The sequence below is a fragment of the Caballeronia sp. ATUFL_F1_KS39 genome, assembly GCF_023630985.1.
Classification (GTDB): domain Bacteria; phylum Pseudomonadota; class Gammaproteobacteria; order Burkholderiales; family Burkholderiaceae; genus Caballeronia; species Caballeronia zhejiangensis.
Genome location: NZ_JALQDZ010000063.1, coordinates 36,450 through 58,854 on the forward strand (window position 1 = coordinate 36,450; position 22,405 = coordinate 58,854).

Genomic DNA, 22,405 nt, shown 5'->3' on the forward strand with positions numbered 1-22,405 from the left:
AGCGCAGACAGGAAATACAGGCAAAAAAGCGCGCTGCGGGGACTATACGTGCCGTTCGATGACTAAAGGACTACAGGTAAGGTTTCGATAGGATTGCAGAGCCGTTCAAGGCGCGCGATGACGGTTCGACTATCACAAGATGTTTCGCAATCCTTCTTTAGAGCGAAGGCACTCGCACCGATCGACGACACAACCTGTTTCCCGGAGAAATAGTTGGTAAGAAGATCGTCGCGTGCGAGTGCCGGGCGCGCTTACTTGGCCGCGCCGACGAGCTTGAACGAGTCGAAAGCGGGATCGATGGGCGTGTGGCCGATATGCGTCAGCGCTTCCGCGACGAGCGGCTCGCACGCGCTGTAGTCGGAGTTCATGCTGTCGACGTGCGCCTGGGGAAAGTTCACGGACAGCACCTTGCCGCCCCAGCGTTCGGTGGTCGCGGTCATGCTGCACTTGCCGGCGCCGCCGATCTTCAGATCGAGCAGGATCACGTTCATTTCGAACGCCGCATCCGAATTCGAGAAGTTCCACTGCATCACCATGCGGTCGCCCGGCGTATTCGTATCCACGAGTTTCATCGTCTTGTCGGGAATGCCGACCGCTGCGACGAGATCGAGAACATTCGATCCGATGAGCGCGCCGGAATCGCTGCGCGCCTCATGTGTCCGGTAAGCCGCGCATCCGGAAAACAGCGTCACGAACAGCAGAAAAATCAGGGTAAAAGGCCGCACGACAACTCCTCCGTCGAAGTAGATGGAATCCCGCAATTGGAAGAAATGCAGAGTGGGCGCCGTGAAAACGGGCGCGCAGACGGGAACCAGCAAGAAGGCGACCCAGGCGGCCGCGCGGCGCGTTTGTCTCTCGCCGATTGCCTTTCGGAATATTTCGCGGCGGTCCGCGTGAGGTATTAACTACCGCTCCATCAACGTCCATCGGGCAAAGTCGCCGCGACGGGCATCAAGAATCCGTTTGGGCCGCCGACATATCGTGCATGGCCTCCGGTGCCACACACGAATAGGCCCCGCGAATTGCGAGGCTCATCACCGCCGGACGCCGCAACGTCAAAGATGCGCGCGCAGCCAGTCCCATGCGAGCGGCCCGCAGATCACGCCCCACGTAAGCAAGCCGATGACGATGGCCACCGTGACCGCCGCGCTGCCGCAGTCCTTGGCGCGTCCGGAGAGTTCGTGACGTTCGAGCGAAATGCGGTCGATCGCCGCCTCAATGCTGGAATTGATCAGCTCGACGAGCAGCACGAGCAGCACCGAAGCCGCGAGCAGCACGCGCTCGGCGGCGCCCACGGGCACCGCGAACGCGATCGGCAGCAGCACGGCCGCGACGCACACCTCCTGGCGAAACGCGCTCTCCTCGCGCCAGGTCGCGGCGATGCCGTCGCGCGAATGGCGCAACGCGAAAAGGCCGCGCAGCAGGCCGCTGCGCTTGACTGCGGGCTTCGCGATCCGCTCGGCGTGGCCGGATTTTTCGGATGCGGAAGACGTAGCGGATGAGGAACGGGATCGAACCATGTCGCGATGTGGCGCTTTTTTTGATGAAGGACGGCTGAGGTGATACAAATTGTCACAAATTATGCTACTGTTGCGTCCGCTTTTCAGCGGCAAAGGCGCGTCATCGCACAGACCGGCGCGATGAACGCAGCAGCCGCGCGACCGCACCCGCGTCGCGGATCACGCACGCCCCGACGCCTCGCTTCGTGCATCGCACGCTTGCCCCGATTCTTTCCCGCTCTTGCTGCATTCGTCCCGGTTGCCGCGCGCGCCGCTCGCCTGGCGATCCGATTGTCGTTGCGCCTCCGTCACGATGCCATAGCGGGCAGCGCGGCGCGCGGCCGTGAATTCCGTAGCTGACTCGCCGATGAAACCAGTCGTCTCGTTCTGCCTCTCGCTGGCGATGGCCGCCAGTGCGCTTTTCGCCGGCGTCTGCGCCGAAGCGGCGCCGCCGGCCGTCAATCCGGACGCCGCTGCCAGCGCCGACGCCGGCTCGATCCACGTCCCGTTCTCCGCGCTCGGCGCGTATCAGCCGATGCATCTGCGCGGCCTCGAAGATACGCGCTCGATCGTGCTCGGCGTGCGGCTCGACCGCGTCGTGACCGGCGCGCGCCTGCGTCTGCGCTACACGTATTCGCCCGCGCTCCTGTTCGCGCTGTCGCACGTCAAGGTGTCGATCAACGGCGAAGCGATCGCCACCGTGCCGTTCGACAAGGAGCACGCCGGCGCGATGCTCACGCAGGACATCCCGCTCGATCCGCGCCTGCTCACGGACTACAACCAGTTCGGGCTGCGCTTCATCGGCCATTACACGCTCGATCATTGCGAGGATCCGGCGAACACGGCGCTGTGGGCCGACATCAGCCCGACGAGCGAATTCATCCTCGATACCGCGCCGATCAGGCTGCCGAACGATCTCGCGCTGCTGCCCGCGCCGTTCTTCGATGCGCGCGATGTGAGCCGTCTCACGCTGCCGTTCGTGCTGCCCGCATCGCCGGACAGCGCGACGCTCAAGAGCGCGGGCGTGCTCGCGTCGTGGTTCGGCGCGCTCGCGGATTACCGTCAGGCGCGCTTCCCGGCGATGAACACGCTGCCCCCGAACGACCACGCGGTCGTCGTCGGCACGCGCGCGCAATTGCCGGCGGGTCTCGCGCTTCCCGATATCGACGGGCCGACGATTCTCGTCGCCGACAATCCGGCGTCCAAGGATCGCAAGCTGCTCGTCGTGACCGGCCGCAACGGCGCCGAAGTCGACGATGCCGCGTATGCGCTCGTGCTCGGCCGCACGGCGATGTCCGGCGATGCGGCGAAGGTCGCGCATGTCGACATCGGCCAGCCGCGCGAACCGTACGACGCGCCGCGCTGGATGCCGACGAATCGCCCGGTGCAGTTCAAGGAACTCGTCGACGACGTGTCGCAGCTTCAGGTCGCGGGCAGCGAGCCGGAGCCGATCCGCCTGAACCTGCGCGTGCCCGCCGATCTGTTCTCGTGGAACAGCGTCGGCGTGCCGCTCAACCTCAAGTACCGGTACACCGCGCCGACGGTGCAGAACAACTCCGCGCTCGCCATCGACATCAACGAGCAACTCGTGAAGTCGTTCCGGCTGCCGCCCGCCAAAACCGATGACACGCAAGGCCGCCTGCAATTGCCGCTGCTTTCGGGCGCGCCGGGCGGCACGGCCAACGCGCTGGACATTCCGGCGTTTCGCGTCGGCAGTTCGAACCAGCTGCAGTTGCGCTTCAACCTCGATTCGCAGAAGCAGGGCCTGTGCGCGGGCGTGCCGACCAATCCGGCGCGGGCGGCGGTCGACCCGGATTCGACCATCGACTTCTCCGGCTTCGTGCATTACGCGCAACTGCCGAATCTCGCGTACTTCGCGAACAGCGGTTTTCCGTTCACGCGCTACGCCGATCTGTCGCAGACGGCCATCGTGATTCCCGCGCGTCCCGCCAATGCCGAGATCGAAGCGATGCTGACGATGCTCGGCCACATGGGCCAGTGGACCGGCTTTCCGAGCCTGCGCGTGACCATCGCGCGTCCGGACGATGTGCCCGCGCTCGCGCAGAAGGATCTGCTCGTGATCGGCGGCGCGCCGTCGTCGCCGGTGTTTTCGCGCTGGCACGATGCGCTGCCGCTGTCGATCGCGGGTTCGGCTGCGGGAACGCCGTCGAAGGAGGGCATCGCGCGGGCGTCGTTCTCGGTCGGCGAGCATTGGCGCGATGGCGCGCGTGTCACGCACGGCGGCGCATCGCTGGATCAGAACGGGCCGCTCGCGGCGCTGATGGGCTTCCAGTCGCCCGGAACGAAGGGGCGCAGCATCGTCGCGCTCGCGGCGACCGGCGACGGCCATCTCACCGATCTGCTCGACGTGCTCGAACGCGCGGATCGCCTGTCGCAGATTCAGGGCGATGTCGCGCTCGTGCGGCACGGCGGCGTGGACAGCGCGCGCGTCGGCGAGACGTATGTCGTCGGCTACGTGCCGTGGTACGCGAAGCTGTGGGGCCACGCGATCCGTCATCCGGCGCTGCTCGGCCTCGCCGGCGCGCTGGCGGGCCTGCTGCTCGCGATCGCGGCGTTCGCGGCGCTGCAGGAACTGGCCGCGCGGCGCCGGGGTATCTGAGCGATGAAGGCTTCGGGCGTAAAGCGCGCGATCGTGTCCGGCGCGCTTGTCGTGTTCGGCGCGAATGCAGCAGCGACGGATCTGGCGTCGCCATCGGCGTGCATGGATTCGTGGCCGCGCTGGGACGCCTTCAAACGCGACTTCATTTCGAAGGAAGGCCGCGTGATCGACGTCGGTTCCGCCGACGAGCGCACGGTCTCCGAAGGCCAGTCCTACGCGCTTTTCTTCGCGCTCGTCGCGAACGACCGCGCGAGCTTCGACACGATTCTCCACTGGACCGAAGACCGGCTCGCGCGGGGCGATCTCACGTCGCGCCTGCCCGCGTGGCTCTGGGGCCGCGACGACGCCGGCACGTTGCGCGTGCTCGACGGCAACGCGGCGTCCGATGCGGACTTGTGGATCGCCTACGCGCTCCTCGAAGCGGGCCGCGCGTGGGGCGAGCGCAGCTACACGGCGCGCGGCGCATCGCTTGCGAAGCGCGTGCTCGACGAGGAAACGGCCACGCTGCCCGGCCTCGGCCTCACGCTCTTGCCCGGACCTCTGGGTTTTCATCCGTCAGCCGATACGTGGCGCGTCAATCCGAGCTACGCGCCGCTGCAGGTGATTCGCGGCATCGGCGCGAGCCTGCCCGATGACGCGCGCTGGACGCGGCTCGCGGCATCGAGCGCACGCATGCTGATCGACACCGCGCCGCAGGGCTTTGCGCCGGACTGGGCGCTGTATCGCGCGAACCGGGGTTTCGAGCCCGACGAAGAGACGCACGCCGAAAGCGCCTATAACGCGATCCGCGTGTATCTGTGGGCGGGCATGCTCGCATCCGACGATGAAGCGCGCGCGCGCCTCCTCGCGCATTTCGCGCCGTTCGCCGCGTATATCGACGCGCACGGCGCGCCGCCCGAGCGCATCGACACGCGCGACGGCAAGCCCGGCCCGAACGACGGCAACGCGGGTTTCTCCGCCGCCGCCGTGCCGTTTCTCGACGCCATCGGACGCCCCGAACTCGCGGATGCGCAAGCGGCGCGCGCGGCGGGGGCATCGGCGCCGGGGTACTACACGAGCGTGCTGACGCTCTTCGGCCTCGGCTGGCGCGAGGGCCGCTATCGATTCGCGGGCGACGGAACGTTGCGCACGGCGGCATCGGCATGCGGAGCGGCGAAATGATGCGCGCGCCCCGGACGAAGGCGACGTTGCTGCGCGCGGCGCTGATGTCGGCGAGCGTCGTGTGCGCGACGCAGACGCATGCCAGCGAGGCATCGACGGACGCGCTCGCCGAGCGTCTTTACGGCACCGCGCGCGCGTGGGCCAACAAGCATCGCGACGATCTCGCGTTGCAGGCGATCGACAAGGCGCTGCTCATCGCGCCGGACGATCCGCGTCTGAACGCCGAGCTCGTGCGTATCCAGTTGCGGCTCGGCCAGGCGCAAAAGGCGCAGGCCACGCTCGCGCGCATGAAAACGCGCGCGCCCAATGCGGCGCTCACGCAGCAAGTCGACGACGAATATCGCGTCGCGGTCAGCGGCCGTCAGGAAATGGCGGCGATCCGCCTGCTCGCACGCAGCGGCCAGTCGGTCGAGGCCGCGCGCCGCGTGAGCGCGCTCTTTGCGCACGGCGCGCCGTCGGGCCCGCTCGGCGCGGAGTACTACCAGATCATCGCCGCGACGCCCGCGCGACGTGCCGAAGCGCTCGCGGCCTTGCACCGGCGCATCGCGGACGATCCCGCCGACGTCGATTCCGCGCTCGTCCTCGCGCGTCTGCTCAACAGCAGCGACGCGACCCGCGCCGAAGCGAACCGCATCGCATGGAATCTCGCCACGCGCACCGACACCGACCGCAACACCGCGCTCGACGTCTGGCGTCACGTACTGCAATCGGCGGGCGCGGACACGGCCTATCGGCAGGCGCTGCGCGCGTACCTCGAACTCGTGCCCGACGACACCGAGTTCAAGGATCGCGCCGATCTGCTCGACGCGCGCATCGAAGCGCAGCGCAAGCTCGAACGCGATCCCGATTACATCGCCCGGCAGCGCGGTCTGGCGGCGCTCGCTCGCGGCGACCTGAACGCAGCCGCGCCGTTGCTCGCGCGCGCGGCGGCCGCCCGTCCGGACGACGCGGAAGCCGTCGGCGGATTCGGTTTGCTGCGCATGCGCGAAGGCAATCGCGACGAAGCGCGCGCGCTGTTCGAACGCGCGGCGTCGCTCGCGCCGGACAACCGTGCGAAGTGGCTGGGCCTCGCGCGCACGGCGCGCTTCTGGGGCACGCTCGCGCACGGCCGCGACGCCGCGAACGCAGGCAAGCCGAAGGACGCCGAACGCTACGCGCGCGAGGCGCTCGCCATCGAGCCGGATAGCGCCGATGCCAAGCTGCTTCTCGCCGATGCGCTGCTCGCACAAGGCGACTGGCGCGCCGCCGAACCGATGCTGCGCGCGCAGCTTGCGGGCCGCGAGCCGCGCCTGTCGGCGCTGAAGAGCACGCGTGCGCTGCTCGAATCGACCGGACGCGCCGATGAAGTCGAGCCGCTCATCGCCGCGTTGCAAAGCCGTTTCACCGCCGCCGACGATCGCCAAAGCCTGATCGCGATGCGCGCCGATATGGTCGCGAACGAGGCGCAGCAACTCGCCGCGCGCGGCCAGAACGGGCCGGCGGCGCAGAAATACGAGGCGTCGTTGCGCATCGAGCCGGATCAGCCGTGGACGCGCTTCGCGCTTGCGCGGCTGTATCGGGATATCGGTTTGCCGCAGCTCGGCCGCGCCGTGATGGACGACGGCCTCGCGCGCTCGCCGAACGCCGCGCCGATGGCTTACGCCGCCGCGCTGTATCGCAATTCGATGGACGATCTGGCGGGCGCGCGCGCCGCGCTCGATGCCGTGCCGCAAGCCGATCGCACCGACGCCATGCGCGCGCTCGCCCGCAATCTCGACGCGCAACAGTCGCTCGCCGATGCCCGCGCCGCCTTCGCGCGCAACGACGCCGACGCCGCCGCCGCCGCGCTCGATCGCGCGCAAGCGCTGGCCGCGGACGATCCCAACCTGCTCGCGTCGATCGGTGCGCTGTATATCGATCGAGGCGACGCGGAGCGCGGCCTCGCGCTGCTGCGCGACTGGATGGCCACGCATCCCGAAGAAACCGATGCTGACGTGCGCCTGCGCTACGGCGATCTGCTCGGCGGCGCGCGTCGCGAAGATGCGCTGTCGCAGACGCTCGCGCAAGTGCGCGCGGAGCCGAAGCTCACGCCGCGTCAGCAAGAGCGTCTGGAGGATCAGGCGTTGCGCAGCGTGCTGCGTCAGACCGACGATGCCATCGACGCCGCCGATTACGCGCGTGCGCGCCGTCTGCTCGATACCGTGAGCGACGCAGGCAAGCGCGACAAGCGCTACGCGTTCGAGCTCGCCGATCTCGCGCGCGCGCAGGGCGATTACGACAGCGCACGCGCCGCGCTCGCGCCGATGCTCGCGGCATCGCCCGACGATCCCGAAACGCAGCTCATGCTCGCGCGCGTGCTCGGCGACAGCGGCGGCATCGGCGCGCGCAAGGAAGCGCTCGCGATCGTCCGCCGCGTCGCGGATGCCGCGCCGCCCGACGACATCGACACGCGCCTCTCTGCCGCGCGCCGCTTCGCCGCGCTGCGCCGTCCGCTCGATGCGCAGGCGCTGACGCAGCCGCTACGCGTCGCCTATCCCGAACGCGCGGACGTCACCGTGCAGGCGGGACGCGTCGCGGAGGACCTCGGCGAGTACGAGCAGGCGGCGTCGCTGTATCGGCTGTCGATGGAGCAGGAACGCGCGTCGGGCATCGCGCCGGCGTTCAGCGTGCCGGCGGGCTCGGCACGCGCGACCCCCGCTACGTCCGCCACGCCCGCGCGATCCGCACTCGACGATCTCGATCAGCGCCGCAATCCCGAAGTCGAAACGGCGTGGATACCGGCGTACAAGTCCGGCGATGCGGGCGTGTCGCAGTATCACGCGCAGCAGGTGCCGCTGTACGTGCAGATTCCGTATCGCTACGACGGGCATTTCTTCGTGCACGCGGACGCCGTGCATCTCGACGCGGGCACGCTCGACGTGAGCGGACTCACCGATCAGGCCGGCGCTTCGGCGCCGAGCCTGCCGTACACCATTCAGACCTTCGGCACGAACGCGGGCTTCTACGACGGCACGGCGGCGTCGGCGAACGCGCTGCGCCAATATCTGACGAACCCGCCCGTCACGACCGGCGATCTGCATCAGCACGCGAACGGTCTCGGCGGCGGCTTCGGCTATCTGTCCGATGCGTGGCGCGTCGATCTCGGCTCGACGCCGATCGGCTTTCCGGTGCATTACCTCGTCGGCGGCGCGCGCTACAGGTTCGATGCCGGTCCGGCGAGCCTGTCGATAGCGGCGTCGCGGCGTGCGGTCACGAGCAGCGAGCTGTCCTACGCCGGTCTCACCGATCCGCTCACGCACGTCGTCTGGGGCGGCGTGCGGCGCGACGGCATCGACCTGCATGTGAGCGTCGATGTCGGCAGGACGAACGTATTCGCCGATATCGGCGTGGCCGAGCTGAGCGGGCGCAACGTCGCGAGCAATCAGGAATTCACGCTGCGCACGGGCTTCACCGTGCCGGTGTATCGGCGCGCGACGATGCGCGTGCAGACCGGCCTCGTCGGCAATGCCTGGCATTACACCGACAACCTGCGCTACTACACGTTCGGGCAGGGCGGCTATTACAGCCCGCAGCGCTATCTGTCGCTCGGCGTGCCGATCGAATGGATGGGCAAGCGCAACGGCTTTACCTGGGACATCGCGGCGACGGCGGGCGTCTCGAATTCGTACGAGAAGAGCTCGCCGTATTTCCCGAACGGCCTGCCGGCGGTAGCGGGACTCTCGCCGGTCGATACGGGCAGCCTGATTTATCCCGGCGGCTCGACGCGTGGCGTGAGCTTTTCGTACGGACTCGGGGCGACGGTCGAATATCGGCTGAATCCGCAACTGGCGCTGGGCGCGCGCGTGTCCATCGACCATTCGCACGACTATGCGCCGAGCGCCGGGATGATCTACGCGCGCTTCGCGTTCTCGCCGCGCAAGGACGATTACCGCATCAGCCCGCAGCCGGTGCGGCTCTATTCGAGTTATTGAGGAACGGATTGCCGTGAACGACGAATCGAACCGATCCAGTGGCGCAACGAGCCTCATCGCCGCGTTTGCGCGCTTCGTGCGCGCGCGCGTCGCGGGCCGCGATGCCGCGCCGGGCCGCATCGGCGTCGATGCGCTTCCCGACGATCTCGCCGTGCTCGCGCCGGGCGCGCTCTACGCGGTGCACGTCGCGCCGCGTTCGCCCGAATGCGATGCGCTCATCTGGGCCACGGCGCGGGCCGCGAACACGCGCCATGTGAGCGTCGTGCTCGCGCGCGAGCGTGCGGAAGCGGCGGCGCGTGCGCGCGAACTGGGCTTTTCGGGCGCGGCGGCGCAAGGCTGGCCGCGCCGACTGAACGTGCTCGCGATGCCGAACGAAGCCGCATCCGCCGATGCCGATTCTGAACCGCCCGCTCTCGCGCTCGCGCGCCTTTACGGCGGCCTGCGCGCGCTCAAGCGCTTTGGCTTTCGCGCGAACGCGCTGTATATCGTCGAAGGCGCGGAGCGCTGGTTCTCGTGGCGCGATCCGGCGGCGCTCGCGCGCGAAGGACGGCTGTTGTCGAGCTGGTGCGAGACGCGCGGCATCACGATGATCCTGCTGCTCGGCGACGCCGCCAGCGATGACGATTTGGGCATCGACGAAACTCAGGCTTCGGCAAGCCGCAGCGAACTGAACGGCGCGTGCGCGGGCGTTGCGCGCGTGCGGCGCTCGCACGGCGAACTGCTGTGGCAAGTCGATTTCTGGCGCGCGGGCCGCGCGCTCGCCACCGGCGACGTGCACGCGTTGCGCTTCAACGAAGCCGGCCGCCTGAGCATCGCCGCGCCCGAGCGCGCGGGCGATGCGCGCCGCGATGCGCGTCTCGCGCCGGACGAAGCGCGCGTCGTCGTGAGCCGCGCGGTCGTCGGCGACGAGGCTTGGGTGCCGCGCGACTGGGAAGTGCTCGCGGACCGCGATGCCGTCGTCGCCGCCTGCGATGGCGCGCGCGGCGCGACCGTCGTGCTCGCGCATCGCAACGGCGCGCAGCTCGAAGCGCTGTGCGCCGCCGTGCACACGTTGCGCCGCCGCTGCGGACGCGCGCTCAAAATCGCCGTGGTCGAACGCGGCGAAGTGCTGCGTCATCAATATGAATTGCTGATGCTGAGCCTTGGCGCGAATCTCGTCGTCGGGCGCGACGTGCCGTTCTCGCGGCTCGAATCGCTGTTGCAGTCGCTGCAAGGCCAGCTCTACACGCGTCCGCTTTTGTCGGATTACCGCACGGCGCTCGCCGCGTCGCTCGCCGATGCCGCGCTCGGCTATCAGAACGTGGCGGCGTTCTGCGCGCAGACGCAAGGCGCGCTCGCACGCGGCGCGGTGCTGCGTCTGCCGCATGTGCTCGTGAAGCTGACGCTGCCGCCTGCGCTCGCTCACGTCGATGCGCTCGCGTGGTGCCGTCCGCGCCGCGCGGGCGATGTCTTCACGGCGGACGCGTCGCATCTGTACGTGTTCCTGTTCGGCTGCCGTCTCGCCGATGCCGACGCCGCGCTCGCGCGCATCTTCACCGTGCCGGTGGAGCGCGTGGCGAAGGACGTCACGTATCTGTCGGACGACGGCATCGGCGCGCAATTGCAGGCGCTCGAAGCGGAGAACCGGCGCGCGCCGTCGGCGGATTACAGCGATCTGTTCGCCGCGACCGCGCCCGTCATCGCGATGGAAGACAAGGCGGATGCGGCTACGGAAAGCGAATCCGTGCGCCGCTCGCGCGCGGAACTCGACGCGCTCGACGCCGTGCTGAACCAAGAAGCGCGCAGGAACGCGACCGACGAAGGTCCGTTGCATCCGCCCGCGCGCCGCGCCGTGCGTGCGCATATGCCGCTCGCCGAACCGGGAAACTGAAACGATGGACACCTTGCTCATTTCGATGCTGATCGGCGTGCTGGCCGGCGTGCCCGCGTGGATCGTCTGGCAGCGCGCGGGCGCGCGGCGCGGTCTCGTGGCCGCGCGTGGTTTCGATCCGCGCGACGCGGTGCCGTGCCGCATCGAGCCGGTCGTGCTCAACGCGCGTCTCGTCCCCGATGTCGATGCCGCGCCGAAGGACGCCTCCCGCCCATGAAAACCATCGCGCTCATTTCGACGGCGGGCGGCGCGGGCCGCACGACGCTCGCCGCATCGCTCGCGACGCTGCTCGCCCGGCGCGGCCGCGCCGTGGTCGCGCTCGACTTCGATCCGCAGAACATGCTCGGCGCGTATCTCGGGCTGGACGCGTTCGCGGCGGAAGGCATCGGCGGCGCGCTCGCCGATCCGTCGCGCAAGTGGCACGAATCGACCTGGCGCAACGAGGACGGCGTGCTGTTCGTGCCGCACGGCGGTCTCACGCCCGCGCGATCCGCCGCGTGCGAAGCGCGTCTTTGCGAGCATCCGCGATGGCTCGAACGCACGATCGGCGAGATCGGCTTGCCGGAGACCGGCGTCGTGCTGATCGATACGCCGCGCTATCCGTGCTCGCATGCGGATCACGCCGCGCGCGCCGCCGATCTCGTGCTCGCCGTGTGCCCGCCTGAGCCGGCTGCGTGCGCGACGCTCGTCGCGCGTTTGCCCGCGCTGCGGGAATCGTGCGCGGATGTGCGTCTCGTCGTGAATCGCCTGAATCCCGCCCGCGCGATGCAGCGCGACGCGCTCGCGATGCTGCGCGCCGCGACCGGGAACATGCCGCTCGCGCAACGCATTCATCTGGAAGCGTCGATGCCCGAGGCATTTTCGCGCGGCGCGTGGATTGTCGACGAAGCGCCGCATCTGCAGGCGTCGCACGATCTGCACGGTCTCGCGCAGCACGTCGATGCGTGGCTGCCCGCGCTCACCGCGAGCGAGACGGCATGAAGCGCGAACCAGGCTCCCGCTCGAACCGCGCGATCGGCTGGATCGCGCGCGGGCTCGGCGTGCCCGACACGCGCTCGGCGTTCGACTGGTGCGTGCGTCTCTTCTTCAAGCCGCCGCGCGCGGGCAAGCGCGACATCGCGCGGGACATGCTGCGCGCGTTCGTGCTCGCGTGGGCGCGCGAGTGGGGCGTCATCGACGTGCGCAATCCTTGGGCGTGGCTGCTGCGCGCGTTCGTGCGCCCGCCGCGCGAAAACGCGAAGCCGCTCGCCGCGTATGCGCGCGCCGCGCTCGGCCTGACCGAACGCGCGCTCACGCCGCTCGCTCTCGCGCTGATGTGGATGAAGCGCCGCATCGATGCCGCCATCGACGGACTGCCGTGGGCGCGCTTCGGCGCGCGGCTCGAGGGCGGCGCGAATGTCATCGGCAAGAAGCGCTGGATGCTGCCCGCGCTCGTCGTGATCGGCGGATTGCTGTGGGCGGTCGTCGGCACGTCGCCGCTCGCGTCGGGAAGCCAGTTGGTGTTCTTCGCCGTGCTGATGATCGCGGCGCTCGTCATCCGCCGCATTCCGGGGCGCATGCCGGTGCTGATTCTCGCGTCGCTCGCGCTGCTCGTCACCGCGCGCTACGTCTGGTGGCGCACGACCGAGACGCTCGACTTCCGCACGCCCGGCGAGGCGATCGTCGGCTACGCGCTCTTCGGCGCGGAAGCCTATACGTGGATGATCCTGCTGTTCGGCTTCGTGCAGACCGCGTGGCCGCTCGAACGCGCCGTGTCGAAGCTGCCCGACGATCCCGCCGACTGGCCGAGCGTCGATGTCTTCATTCCGACCTACAACGAGCCGCTGTCGGTCGTGAAGCCGACGGTTTTCGCCGCGCAAGGCATCGACTGGCCGCGCGACAAGCTCAATATCTGGCTGCTCGACGACGGCCATCGTCCGGAGTTCGAGGCGCTCGCGCGGGCGGCGGGCATCGGCTACATCACGCGCGACGACAATCAGCACGCGAAGGCGGGCAACATCAATCGCGCGCTCGCGAAGACGCACGGCGAATACATCGCCATTTTCGATTGCGATCACGTCCCCACGCGCTCCTTCCTGCAAGCGACGATGGGCACCTTCTTCGCCGATCCGAAATGCGCGCTCGTGCAGACGCCGCATCACTTCTTCTCGCCCGATCCGTTCGAGCGCAATCTCGACACGTTCCGCCGCGTGCCGAACGAAGGCAATCTGTTTTACGGGCTCGTGCAGGCGGGCAACGATCTCTGGAACGCGACGTTCTTCTGCGGCTCGTGCGCGGTCATCAAGCGCGCGCCGCTGGAAGAGGTCGGCGGCATCGCGGTCGAAACCGTGACCGAAGACGCGCACACGGCGCTCAAGCTGCATCGGCGCGGCTATACGACGGCGTATCTGCCGACGGTGCAGGCCGCCGGTCTCGCCACCGAAAGCCTCGCGAGCCACATCAAGCAGCGCACGCGCTGGGCGCGCGGCATGGCGCAGATTTTCCGCATCGACAATCCGTTTTTCGGGCGCGGGCTGAACTTCTTTCAGCGCCTGTGCTACGGCAACGCGATGCTGCACTTCTTCTACGGCATTCCGCGCCTCGTGTTCCTCACCATGCCGATGTGGTACCTCTTCTTCCAGATGTACTTCATCAACGCGGCGGCGACGACCATCGCGGGTTTCGTGCTGCCGTACATCGTCATCGCGAACATCGCGAACTCGCGGATGCAGGGCAAGTTCCGGCATTCGTTCTGGGCCGAAGTCTATGAGTCGGTGCTCGCGTGGTATATCGCGCTGCCGACGACCATCGCGTTCTTCAGCCCGAAGCATGGCAAGTTCAACGTGACGGACAAGGGCGGGCGCATCGACGAGACGTATATCGACTGGGCGATGAGCAAGCCGTATCTCGTGCTGCTCGGCCTGAACGCGCTCGCGATGTCCGTCGGCATCGTGAAGCTGATCGCCGGCGCGGGCGACGAAGACGCGACCATCCTGATGAACGTGTTCTGGACGCTCTACAACCTCGTGATGCTCGGCGCGGCGGTGAGCGTCGCGCGCGAGGCGAAGCAGGTGCGCGTCACGCATCGCATCGCGATGAACATGCCCGCGACGCTCGTGCTCAACGACGGCAGCAGCATCGCGTGCAGCACGAGCGATTACTCGACAGGCGGGCTCGGGCTCGTCGTCGGCGAAGGATTGCTCTCGCTCGAAGCCGGCGACACGCTCGGCGTCGTCGTGAGCCGCGGCGAGCGGCAGTTTCACTTTCCGATGCGCGTGACGCGCCTTTCCGGCACGCATCTGGGCGTGCGCTTCGATTCGCTCACGCTCGAAGACGAGCGCCGTCTCGTGCAATGCACGTTCGGCCGCGCGGATGCGTGGATCGAATGGGACGAGCGCACCGAAGACGACGCGCCGCTCAAGGGCCTGAAGGAAGTGCTGCTGATGGGCTTCGAAGGCTATGCGCGGCTGTTCGGCGGAGCGCGCCGCGCGCTGCTCGACAAGCTCGCGCTCGATGGCCGCCGCTACTGACAAGAAGAACGAAGATGACCTTCTGGAACCTGTATTTCATCATCAAGATCGCGCTCTTTTCGACGGGGCATCTGACGCCGATATGGCTCGCGAACATCGCGTTCGCGGTGGCGCTCGCCGCGAGCTCGCCGCTGCGCTCGCGCATCTGGCGCGCGGTGCGGTTCGTCGCCGGGCTCGGCATCGGTTTGCCGCTGATGTATCGCGAGGCGAACGTGCCGCCGTTCGGCCGCATCGTCGAGGAATTCGGCAATCTCACGACCTTCAGCTTCGGCTACTGGCTCGAGTTGCTGCCGCGCTTTCTTCCGCCGATGCTGCTCGCCGTCGCGCTCGGTCTGCTCGTCGCGTATCTCGTCGTCAATCGCTGGCTGCGCGTCGCGACCTTCGTGATGATCGCGCTCGTCGCGCTGCCGGTGTGGCAGGGCGCGAATGCGGTGCTCGCGCGCATCGAGGCGAAGCCGCAGGGCAATGCCGATGCCGCAACTAACCGTCAATCCGCGAACCCCCTGGATTACAACGCGACGCTCGCGGCATTCAGAGCGAAGGAGTCGCAGCGACAGGTGAGCTTCGGTCATCTGTCGAGCGATCCGAAAGAGCAGTTCGACGTGATCGTGCTGCACATCTGCTCGCTGTCGTGGGACGACCTCGATGTATCGAAGGAGCGCAATCATCCGTTCCTGTCGCACTTCGACTATCTGTTCACGAATTTCAGCACGGCGGCGAGCTACAGCGGCCCGGCGGCGATTCGCGTGCTGCGCGCGTCGTGCGGACAGGAAGCGCACGCCGATCTGTACAAGGACGCGCCCGCGCAGTGTCATCTGATGGCCGATCTTGCGCAGGCCGGCTACACGCCGCAGGTCACGTTCAATCACGACGGCCACTTCGACAACTTCACGCAGCTCGTGAAGGAGAACATCGGCGTGCCGAACGTGCCTTTCGTGCCGAACACGGCCGCGCCCGTCGCGATGCACGCGTTCGACGGCTCGCCGATCATGGACGATTACGGCACGCTCGCGAACTGGTACGCAGAGCGCGCGCGGGAGCCGGGACCGGTCGCGCTGTACTACAACACGATCAGCCTGCACGACGGCAACCGCCTGCCGAACAACAAGATGACGAGCCTCGAGTCGTATCCGCTGCGCGTGGCGAAGCTGATGAGCGATTTCGACAAGTTCGCCGATCTGATCCAGCAATCGGGGCGGCGCGCGGTGATCGTGTTCGTGCCCGAGCACGGCGCGGCGCTGCGCGGCGACGCCAATCAGGTCGCGGGCCTGCGCGAGATTCCGACGCCGAGCGTGATCCACGGGCCGGTGGGCGTGCGGCTCGTCGGCTTCACGGGCAATCACGGCGCGACGACCGTCATCGATCAGCCGACCGGGCATCTCGCCATCGCGCAATTGCTGTCGAACCTCGTGTCGAACAGTCCGTTCAAGGCGGGCGTCACGCTGTCGCAATACGCGGCCAATCTGCCGCAGACGCCGATGATCGGCGAGAACGAAGGCACCGTCACGATGAAGACCGCGACGGGCTATGTCGTGAAGACGCCGGACGGCGTATGGGTGGATCAGAAATGAACATGCTGAACAAGGAAGCGCGCGACCGGCATGATGTCGTCGCGCTTGCGGAGCGCGTCGCCGGTCTCGACGCCGCGCGCTATTTCGATGCCGAAGCCGACGAGGAATTGCGCGCGGCGGTGACGCGCTGGCCGGTGCTCGCGCGGCTGATGGCGCTCGCGCCCGTCAGCGCCGACGACGATCAGCGCGCGATGAGCGGTTGCGCGACGGCGCCGTCATCGGCGTGATCGCGCGGGCGTCGATGGGCCGGAATCGCTCGTGTCGTACAGACGTTCCGGAATGAACAACGTGCCGATGCCGCTCGGAATGAACACCGCGCCGACGAGCAGAAAGCTCACGCCGAACGAGAACTGCGTCGCGATATAGCCGAGCGCGACAGGCGACGGCCCTCGCAGCACGAATGAAGCGCGTTCTGACTATTTCGCCGCCGTCTCCTGCACTTGCGCATCCTTGCGCCAGCCGCCGCCCAGCGCCGTGTAGAGCGTCACCATGTTGGTCTGTTGCGCGGCGCGGTCGGTCACGAGCTGGGTCTGCGCGCTGAACAGCGTGCGCTGCGCCGTGAGCAAAGTGAGGAAGCTGTCCAGGCCGCCGCGATAGCGCGCATTGGCGATGTCGTAGTACTGCTGCGCGGCATCGACATACTGAAGGTCCGCGGCGGTCTGATCGACATACGTGGCGCGCGCCGCAAGCGCGTTCGACACCTCCTTGAAGGCGGTCTGGATCGTGCCTTCGTACGCCGCGACGTAGATGTTCTTCGAGATCGTCGCGGAGTCGAGCGAGGCGCGCAGACTGCCGAACTGGAAGATCGGCACGCTGATCGACGGCTCGAACGCCCACGCGCCCGAACCCGCCTTGAAGAGCGACGACAGCCCGTTGCTCGCGACGCCGCCCGTCGCGGTCAGCGAGACGGTCGGGAAGAACGCCGCGCGCGCCGCACCGATATACGCGTTCGCGGACTTCAACGCATGTTCCGCCTCGATGATGTCGGGCCGCTCCGTCAAGAGCGTCGAAGGCAGGCCCTCGGGCACGGCGGCGAAGAGCGGTTCGTCGGGCAAGGCGCGATCGTCGGGGAAGCCGTCGGGCAACGGGCAGCCGATCACCGCGATCAGGTTGTTGCGATCCTGCTCCACCGCGCGTCGATACGCGGCGAGATTCGCCATTGCGCTCGTCAGCGATGTGCGCGCGGACTGCACGTCTTCCATCGAGCCGCTGCCGAGATTGGCCGCGCGCAGCGTCGTCTCGTAGGTGTCGCGATACGAAGCCACCGTGCGTTCCGTCACGTCGAGCAGGGCGCGATCCGCGAGCCATGTCAGATAGTCGCCCGCCGTGGTCGAGATGAGGCTGATCTGCGTGCTGCGGCGCGCCGCGTCCGTCGACAGATACTGCTCCAGCGCCTGATCCTTCAGGCTGCGGATGCGGCCGAAGAAGTCGATTTCCCACGCGCTCGTGCCGAGTTCGAGGCTGGTGGATTTCGTCGTCACGCCCGACTGGTGCGACGCGCTATGCGTGCCCGTCGCCGTGATCGACGGCCCCAGTTCGGCGCGCACGATCCGATACTCCGCCTCGTATTGCGCGACCTTCAGCGCGGCTTGCCGCAAGTCGCGGTTGTTCGTCAGCGCAAGCTCGATCAACTGACGCAGATACGGATCCCGCACGAACGAGCGCCAGTCGGACAGCAGGTCGGCAGCCGATGCCTGTTGTTGCGCGCTCGTCGATTCGTACTGTGGATAGAACGCGGGCATCGGTGCGGCGGGCCGCTCGTAGTGAGGCTCGAGCGTGCACGCGCCGAGCGCGAAAACCGTCAGCGTCGCCGCGACGATGCGGCAGACAGCGAAGCGCTTATTCATGAGCGGCTCCTTCCTTCTTCCTGTTTCCGAAGCCCCGAATCAGCACGAAAAATACTGGCACGAAGACGATGGCGAGCAGCGTCGCGGCAATCACGCCGCCAAGCACGCCGTTGCCGAGACTCTCGCGGCTCGATGCGCCCGCGCCGCTCGCGAACGCCATCGGCAGCACGCCGAAGCCGAAGGCGAGCGAGGTCATCACGATGGGCCGCAAGCGCAGATGCGCCGCTTCGATCGCCGCCTGACGCACGCTGTGACCGCGCTCGTGCAGGGACTTCGCGTACTCGACGATCAGGATCGCGTTCTTGGTCGCGAGTCCGATGGTCGTCAGCAAGCCGACCTTGAAATAGATGTCGTCGGTGAAGCCGCGCAGATGCGCCGCGACCAGTGCCCCGACGATGCCGAGCGGCACGACGAGGATCACCGAGAACGGCACGGACCAGCTTTCGTACAGACCCGCGAGACAGAGGAACACGACGATCAGCGAAAGCGCATAGAGATACGTCGCCTGCGAGCCCGCGAGCTTCTCCTGATACGACTGGCCGGTCCACTCCATCGCAATGCCTTGCGGCAACTGCGCGACGAGCGCTTCGATCGCGTTCATCGTGTCGCCGCTGCTGACGCCTTGCGGGCTTTGCGCGGTCATCTCCATCGAAAGGCTGCGATTGTAGCGTTCGACTTGCGGAGAACCGGTCGTCCAGTGGCCCGAGGCGAACGACGAGAACGGCACCATCTTGCCGTCGTAGCTGGTCGTGCTCGTCGTCGTATTGCTCGATGTCACGAACCATTTGCCGATATCGGCGGGCATCATGCGGTATTGCGGCAGCGCTTGAACATAGACTTTCTGGATGCGCCCCGTGTCCACGTAATTGTTCACGTAGGTCGAGCCAAACGCGGTCTGCAGCGTGTCGTTGATATTGGAAGCGCTGACGCCGAGCGCCGACGCCTTCAGGTAATCGATATCCACGGCGTACTGCGGCACGTCGGCCATGCCGGCGGGACGCATACCGGTGATCTTCGGATCCTTCGCGGCAAGAGCCAGGAGCTTGTTTCTCGCGGCGACAAGCTGATCGTGACCCAGACCGGCCATGTCCTTCAGTTCGAAATCGACACCGCTGTAACTGCCGAGACCTTGCACGGCGGGCGGATTCATCACGAAGACCTGTCCGGCGCGCAAGCTGCGAAAGTGCGCGTTCGCGGCGCCGACGATCTCCGCCGCGGACTGGCCTTTGCCCTTGCGATCCTTCCAGTCCTTGAGCTTGACCATGGCCATCGCCATGTTCTGTCCGCTGCCCGACACGCTGAAGCCATCGAGCATGACGACGTTCTCCACTTCGGGAAGCGCCGTGAAATACGACTCGACCTGCTTCTCCACGACGTTCGCCTGCACGCTCGAGCTGCCCGCGGGCAGATTGACGATGGTCATCAGCGTGCCCTGATCCTCATCCGGCAGGAACGACGATGGAAGCTGCCAGTACAGCAGCGCGGCCACGCCGCAGATCGCGGCATACGCGGCCATCCAGCGCAGCGGGCGCGCAACGAGGCGCGTCACTACACGCTCGTAACGGCGCGTGCCGCCTTCGAATGTGCGCTCGAACCACGCGAAGAAGCCGCGCCGCTGATGTTGCGGATCGACCGGGCGCAGCAGCGTCGCGCACAGCGCGGGCGTGAGCGTCAGCGCGAGCAGCACGGAGAGCACCATCGCCGACGTGATCGTGAGCGAGAACTGACGATAGATCTCGCCCGTCGAGCCCGACATGAACGCCATCGGAATGAACACGGCCGTCAGCACGGCGGTGACGCCGATCAATGCGCCGCCGATCTCGCCCATCGCCTTGATGGTCGCATCGAGCGGCGACAGGCCTTCGCTCAGCAACCGCTCGACGTTCTCGACCACGACGATCGCGTCATCGACCAGAAGACCGATGGCCAGCACCAGCGCGAACAGCGACAGCACGTTGATGGTGAAGCCGACCGCGGCGATCAGCGCGAACGTGCCGAGCAGCGCGACCGGCACGACGATGGTCGGAATGAGCGTCGCGCGCAGGTTGCCGAGGAACAGGTACATCACGAGGAACACGAGCACGACGGCTTCGAAGAGTGTCGTGATGACCTCGGAGATGGACGCGGATACGAAAGGCGTCGTGTCGTGCGGAACGCTCAGTTGCACGCCGCCCGGCATCTGCTTCTGCAACACCGCGAGTTGCGCGCGCACGGCCTTCGCGACCGACAGCGCGTTCGCGCCGCTTGCGAGCATGATGCCCATCGCGGCGGCGGGCTTGCCGTTCAGACGCGACGTCATGTCGTAGGAGTCGCCGCCGACTTCGACCGTGCCGACATCCTTCAGATACACGCGCGAGCCGTCCTGATTGACGCGCAGGAGAATGTTGGCGAACTCGTCCGAAGTCTTGAGAAAGCCGCGCGTCACGATGGTCGCGTTGATGGCTTGCGTCTTCGTCTGCGGTGCGCCGCCGATCTGCCCGACGGAAAGCTGCGCGTTCTGACTGTCGATGGCGGTCGTGACATCGCTCGGCATCAGGCCGACGCTGCGCAGCTTGACGGGATCGAGCCACACGCGCATCGAGTGCTGCGCGCTGAAGAGCGTCACTTGCCCGACGCCGCTGATCTGCGTGAGCGGATCCTGCACGCGCGTCGCGAGCAGATTGCCGAGATCGACGGTGTTCATGCGGCCGTCCGTGGACGTGACCGATACGACCATCAGGATGTTGCCCGCGGTCTTGCTGACCTGAATGCCCTGTTGCTGAACGGCGCTCGGCAGCGATGCGTTCGCTTCCTGCACCTTGTTCTGCACCTGCATCGCGGCGACGTCCGCATTGGTGCCCGACTTGAACGTCAGCGTGATGGTCGCGGTGCCCGCCGAGCTGCTCGTCGACGACATGTACATCAGATTGTCGATGCCCGTCATGTCCTGCTCGATCACCTGCGTGACCGTGGTGGCGAGCGTATCGGCGGATGCGCCCGGATAGGTCGCGGTGATGCGGATCGACGGCGGCGCGACGTTCGGATATTGCTCGACGGACAGCGTGCGGATCGAGAGCGCGCCGATCAGCATCACGACGATGGCGATGACCCATGCGAGCACGGGCCGGTGAATGAAGAAACGGGAGAGCATCGTGCGTCAGTCTCCCTTGGCGAGCTGCGCTTGCGCATCGCGTTCGACGGGCGAGACCTTCATGCCCGCGCTCACCGCCTGCAGATTGTCGGTGGCGATGCGCTCGCCCGCGCGCAGGCCGCGCGTCACGATCCAGTCGTTGCCGTGCGCCGTATCGGCGGTGACGGTGCGGCTTTCGACGACGTTCTGCGCGTTCACGACGAGCACGGTCGAGGTGCCGCCCGCGCCGCGATTCACGAGCGTTTGCGGCACGAGAATCGCGTCCTGCTCGCCTTCGTCGAGTTGCGCCTGCACGAACATGCCCGGCAGAAGCTGATGCTCCGGGTTCGGAATCGATGCCCGCAGCGTGATCGAGCCGGTGGTCTGATCGACGGTGACATCGGAGAAGAGCAGCGTGCCGGTATGCGCGTAGGTCGCGCCGTCTTCGGTCTGCACCGTGACCTTGCTCGTGCCGGGCTTCAGCGCGCCGGACGCGATGGCCTTCGAGAGCCGCAGCGCTTCAGTGCTGGAACGCGTGACGTCGAGGTAGAGCGTGTCCATCGACTGGATGGTCGTGAGCGCCGTCGATTGTCCCGACGTGACGAGCGCGCCGACCGTCACCGCCGACTTGCCGATCTTGCCGCTGATCGGCGCGACGATGCGCGTGCGCGCCAGATTCACGCGCGCGGTTTCGAGCGAGCCGCGATCCGTGACGATATCGGCGCGTGCCTCGTCGGCCGCGGCGGCGTAGTTCTCCACGTCCTGCGCGCTCACGCTCTTGATCTTGAAGAGTTCCTGATAGCGCTTCGCCGTGACGTCGGCGGCCTTCGACGTGGCGATCGCCTTTTGCAGCGTGCCGAGCGCGGTGTCGTACGCGGCCTGGTAGCTCGCGGCATCGAGTTGATAAAGCGGCTGGCCGGCCTTGACCGTCGAGCCTTCGACGAAAAGCCGCTTGGTCACGATGCCATCGACTTGCGGGCGCACGTCGGCGACTTCGACCGACGAGAGGCGTCCGGACAGATCGTCCACGATGTCGATGCGCTGCGCCTTCAGCGTCATCACGCTGACTTCGGGCGCATTCGCCGCGGGTGGCGCGCCGGCGGCGGCGGATTTCTCGCCGCACGCGGACAGCGCGAAGGCGGCGGCCGCGACGAGCGCGAGCATTCGCGCGAGCGGGGCATGGGCAAACGGCGGGGCAAAAGCGTATTCGTTGTCTGGCATGTCGGAAGTGGAAGGGCTGGCGTCGCGCGGGAGTTCATCGCTTGATCG

General features: G+C 67.4%; 15 protein-coding genes. 9 read left to right on the forward strand and 6 right to left on the reverse strand.

The annotated features are described in order from the left end of the window. Positions 1 to 251 precede the first annotated feature (251 nt). Entirely contained in the window at positions 252 to 725 is a 474-nt protein-coding gene (locus tag NCR93_RS30235) for a hypothetical protein (RefSeq protein ID WP_008345806.1), read from the reverse strand. A 330-nt stretch (positions 726 to 1,055) separates the two neighbouring features. Next, the gene (locus NCR93_RS30240) at positions 1,056 to 1,520 is read right to left on the reverse strand and encodes a diacylglycerol kinase (RefSeq protein WP_008345804.1); all 465 of its coding nucleotides are present in this window, start codon (positions 1,518 to 1,520) and stop codon (positions 1,056 to 1,058) included. A gap of 346 nt (positions 1,521 to 1,866) precedes the next feature. Here NCR93_RS30240 and bcsB point away from each other — a divergent pair, with 346 nt between their 5' ends. The 9 genes from bcsB to NCR93_RS30285 are packed head-to-tail and all read left to right on the forward strand — an operon-like array spanning position 1,867 to position 16,407. Continuing rightward, positions 1,867 to 4,119: a cellulose biosynthesis cyclic di-GMP-binding regulatory protein BcsB gene (gene bcsB, locus NCR93_RS30245; RefSeq protein WP_008345802.1), complete on the forward strand. Its 2,253-nt coding sequence runs from the start codon at positions 1,867 to 1,869 to the stop codon at positions 4,117 to 4,119. 3 nt (positions 4,120 to 4,122) lie between these two features. Further along, positions 4,123 to 5,280: a cellulose synthase complex periplasmic endoglucanase BcsZ gene (gene bcsZ, locus NCR93_RS30250; protein ID WP_034473656.1), complete on the forward strand. Its 1,158-nt coding sequence runs from the start codon at positions 4,123 to 4,125 to the stop codon at positions 5,278 to 5,280. After that, positions 5,262 to 9,230, forward strand: a complete 3,969-nt coding sequence (locus tag NCR93_RS30255) for a cellulose synthase subunit BcsC-related outer membrane protein (protein ID WP_175982193.1) — start codon at positions 5,262 to 5,264, stop codon at positions 9,228 to 9,230. The genes bcsZ and NCR93_RS30255 overlap by 19 nt, the downstream gene beginning before the upstream one ends. A 13-nt stretch (positions 9,231 to 9,243) precedes the next feature. Next, a complete protein-coding gene (bcsE, locus tag NCR93_RS30260; protein WP_239295266.1) occupies positions 9,244 to 11,100 on the forward strand; it encodes a cellulose biosynthesis protein BcsE in 1,857 nt (618 codons plus the stop codon). Between the two features lie 4 nt (positions 11,101 to 11,104). After that, positions 11,105 to 11,317, forward strand: a complete 213-nt coding sequence (locus tag NCR93_RS30265) for a hypothetical protein (RefSeq protein ID WP_175982192.1) — start codon at positions 11,105 to 11,107, stop codon at positions 11,315 to 11,317. Next, on the forward strand, positions 11,314 to 12,081 hold the full coding sequence (gene bcsQ, locus NCR93_RS30270; protein WP_175982191.1) for a cellulose biosynthesis protein BcsQ: 768 nt from the start codon (positions 11,314 to 11,316) through the stop codon (positions 12,079 to 12,081). The genes NCR93_RS30265 and bcsQ overlap by 4 nt, the downstream gene beginning before the upstream one ends. After that, positions 12,078 to 14,609 carry a UDP-forming cellulose synthase catalytic subunit gene (bcsA, locus tag NCR93_RS30275; RefSeq protein ID WP_175982190.1) on the forward strand — a complete coding sequence of 844 codons (2,532 nt, stop codon included), beginning with the start codon at positions 12,078 to 12,080 and terminating at the stop codon, positions 14,607 to 14,609. The genes bcsQ and bcsA overlap by 4 nt, the downstream gene beginning before the upstream one ends. 14 nt (positions 14,610 to 14,623) lie before the next feature. Next, a complete protein-coding gene (gene bcsG / locus NCR93_RS30280) occupies positions 14,624 to 16,180 on the forward strand; it encodes a cellulose biosynthesis protein BcsG (protein WP_175982189.1) in 1,557 nt (518 codons plus the stop codon). Further along, a complete protein-coding gene (locus NCR93_RS30285) occupies positions 16,177 to 16,407 on the forward strand; it encodes a hypothetical protein (protein ID WP_239295265.1) in 231 nt (76 codons plus the stop codon). Before bcsG ends, NCR93_RS30285 begins: the two co-directional genes overlap by 4 nt. On the opposite strand, the gene NCR93_RS30290 is transcribed toward NCR93_RS30285, so the two are convergent. Genes NCR93_RS30290 through NCR93_RS30305 form a run of 4 tightly spaced genes read right to left on the reverse strand, consistent with a single transcriptional unit; the run spans position 16,396 to position 22,300 of the window. Further along, positions 16,396 to 16,578: a hypothetical protein gene (locus NCR93_RS30290; RefSeq protein ID WP_008345788.1), complete on the reverse strand. Its 183-nt coding sequence runs from the start codon at positions 16,576 to 16,578 to the stop codon at positions 16,396 to 16,398. The genes NCR93_RS30285 and NCR93_RS30290 overlap by 12 nt on opposite strands. Positions 16,579 to 16,596: 18 nt before the next feature. Beyond that, positions 16,597 to 18,027: an efflux transporter outer membrane subunit gene (locus NCR93_RS30295; RefSeq protein WP_239295264.1), complete on the reverse strand. Its 1,431-nt coding sequence runs from the start codon at positions 18,025 to 18,027 to the stop codon at positions 16,597 to 16,599. Further along, complete coding sequence (locus NCR93_RS30300; RefSeq protein WP_008345784.1) at positions 18,020 to 21,157, reverse strand: efflux RND transporter permease subunit; 3,138 nt, start codon at positions 21,155 to 21,157, stop codon at positions 18,020 to 18,022. The genes NCR93_RS30295 and NCR93_RS30300 overlap by 8 nt, the downstream gene beginning before the upstream one ends. Before the next feature lie 6 nt (positions 21,158 to 21,163). Next, complete coding sequence (locus NCR93_RS30305) at positions 21,164 to 22,300, reverse strand: efflux RND transporter periplasmic adaptor subunit (RefSeq protein WP_175982188.1); 1,137 nt, start codon at positions 22,298 to 22,300, stop codon at positions 21,164 to 21,166. Positions 22,301 to 22,405: the final 105 nt, after the last annotated feature.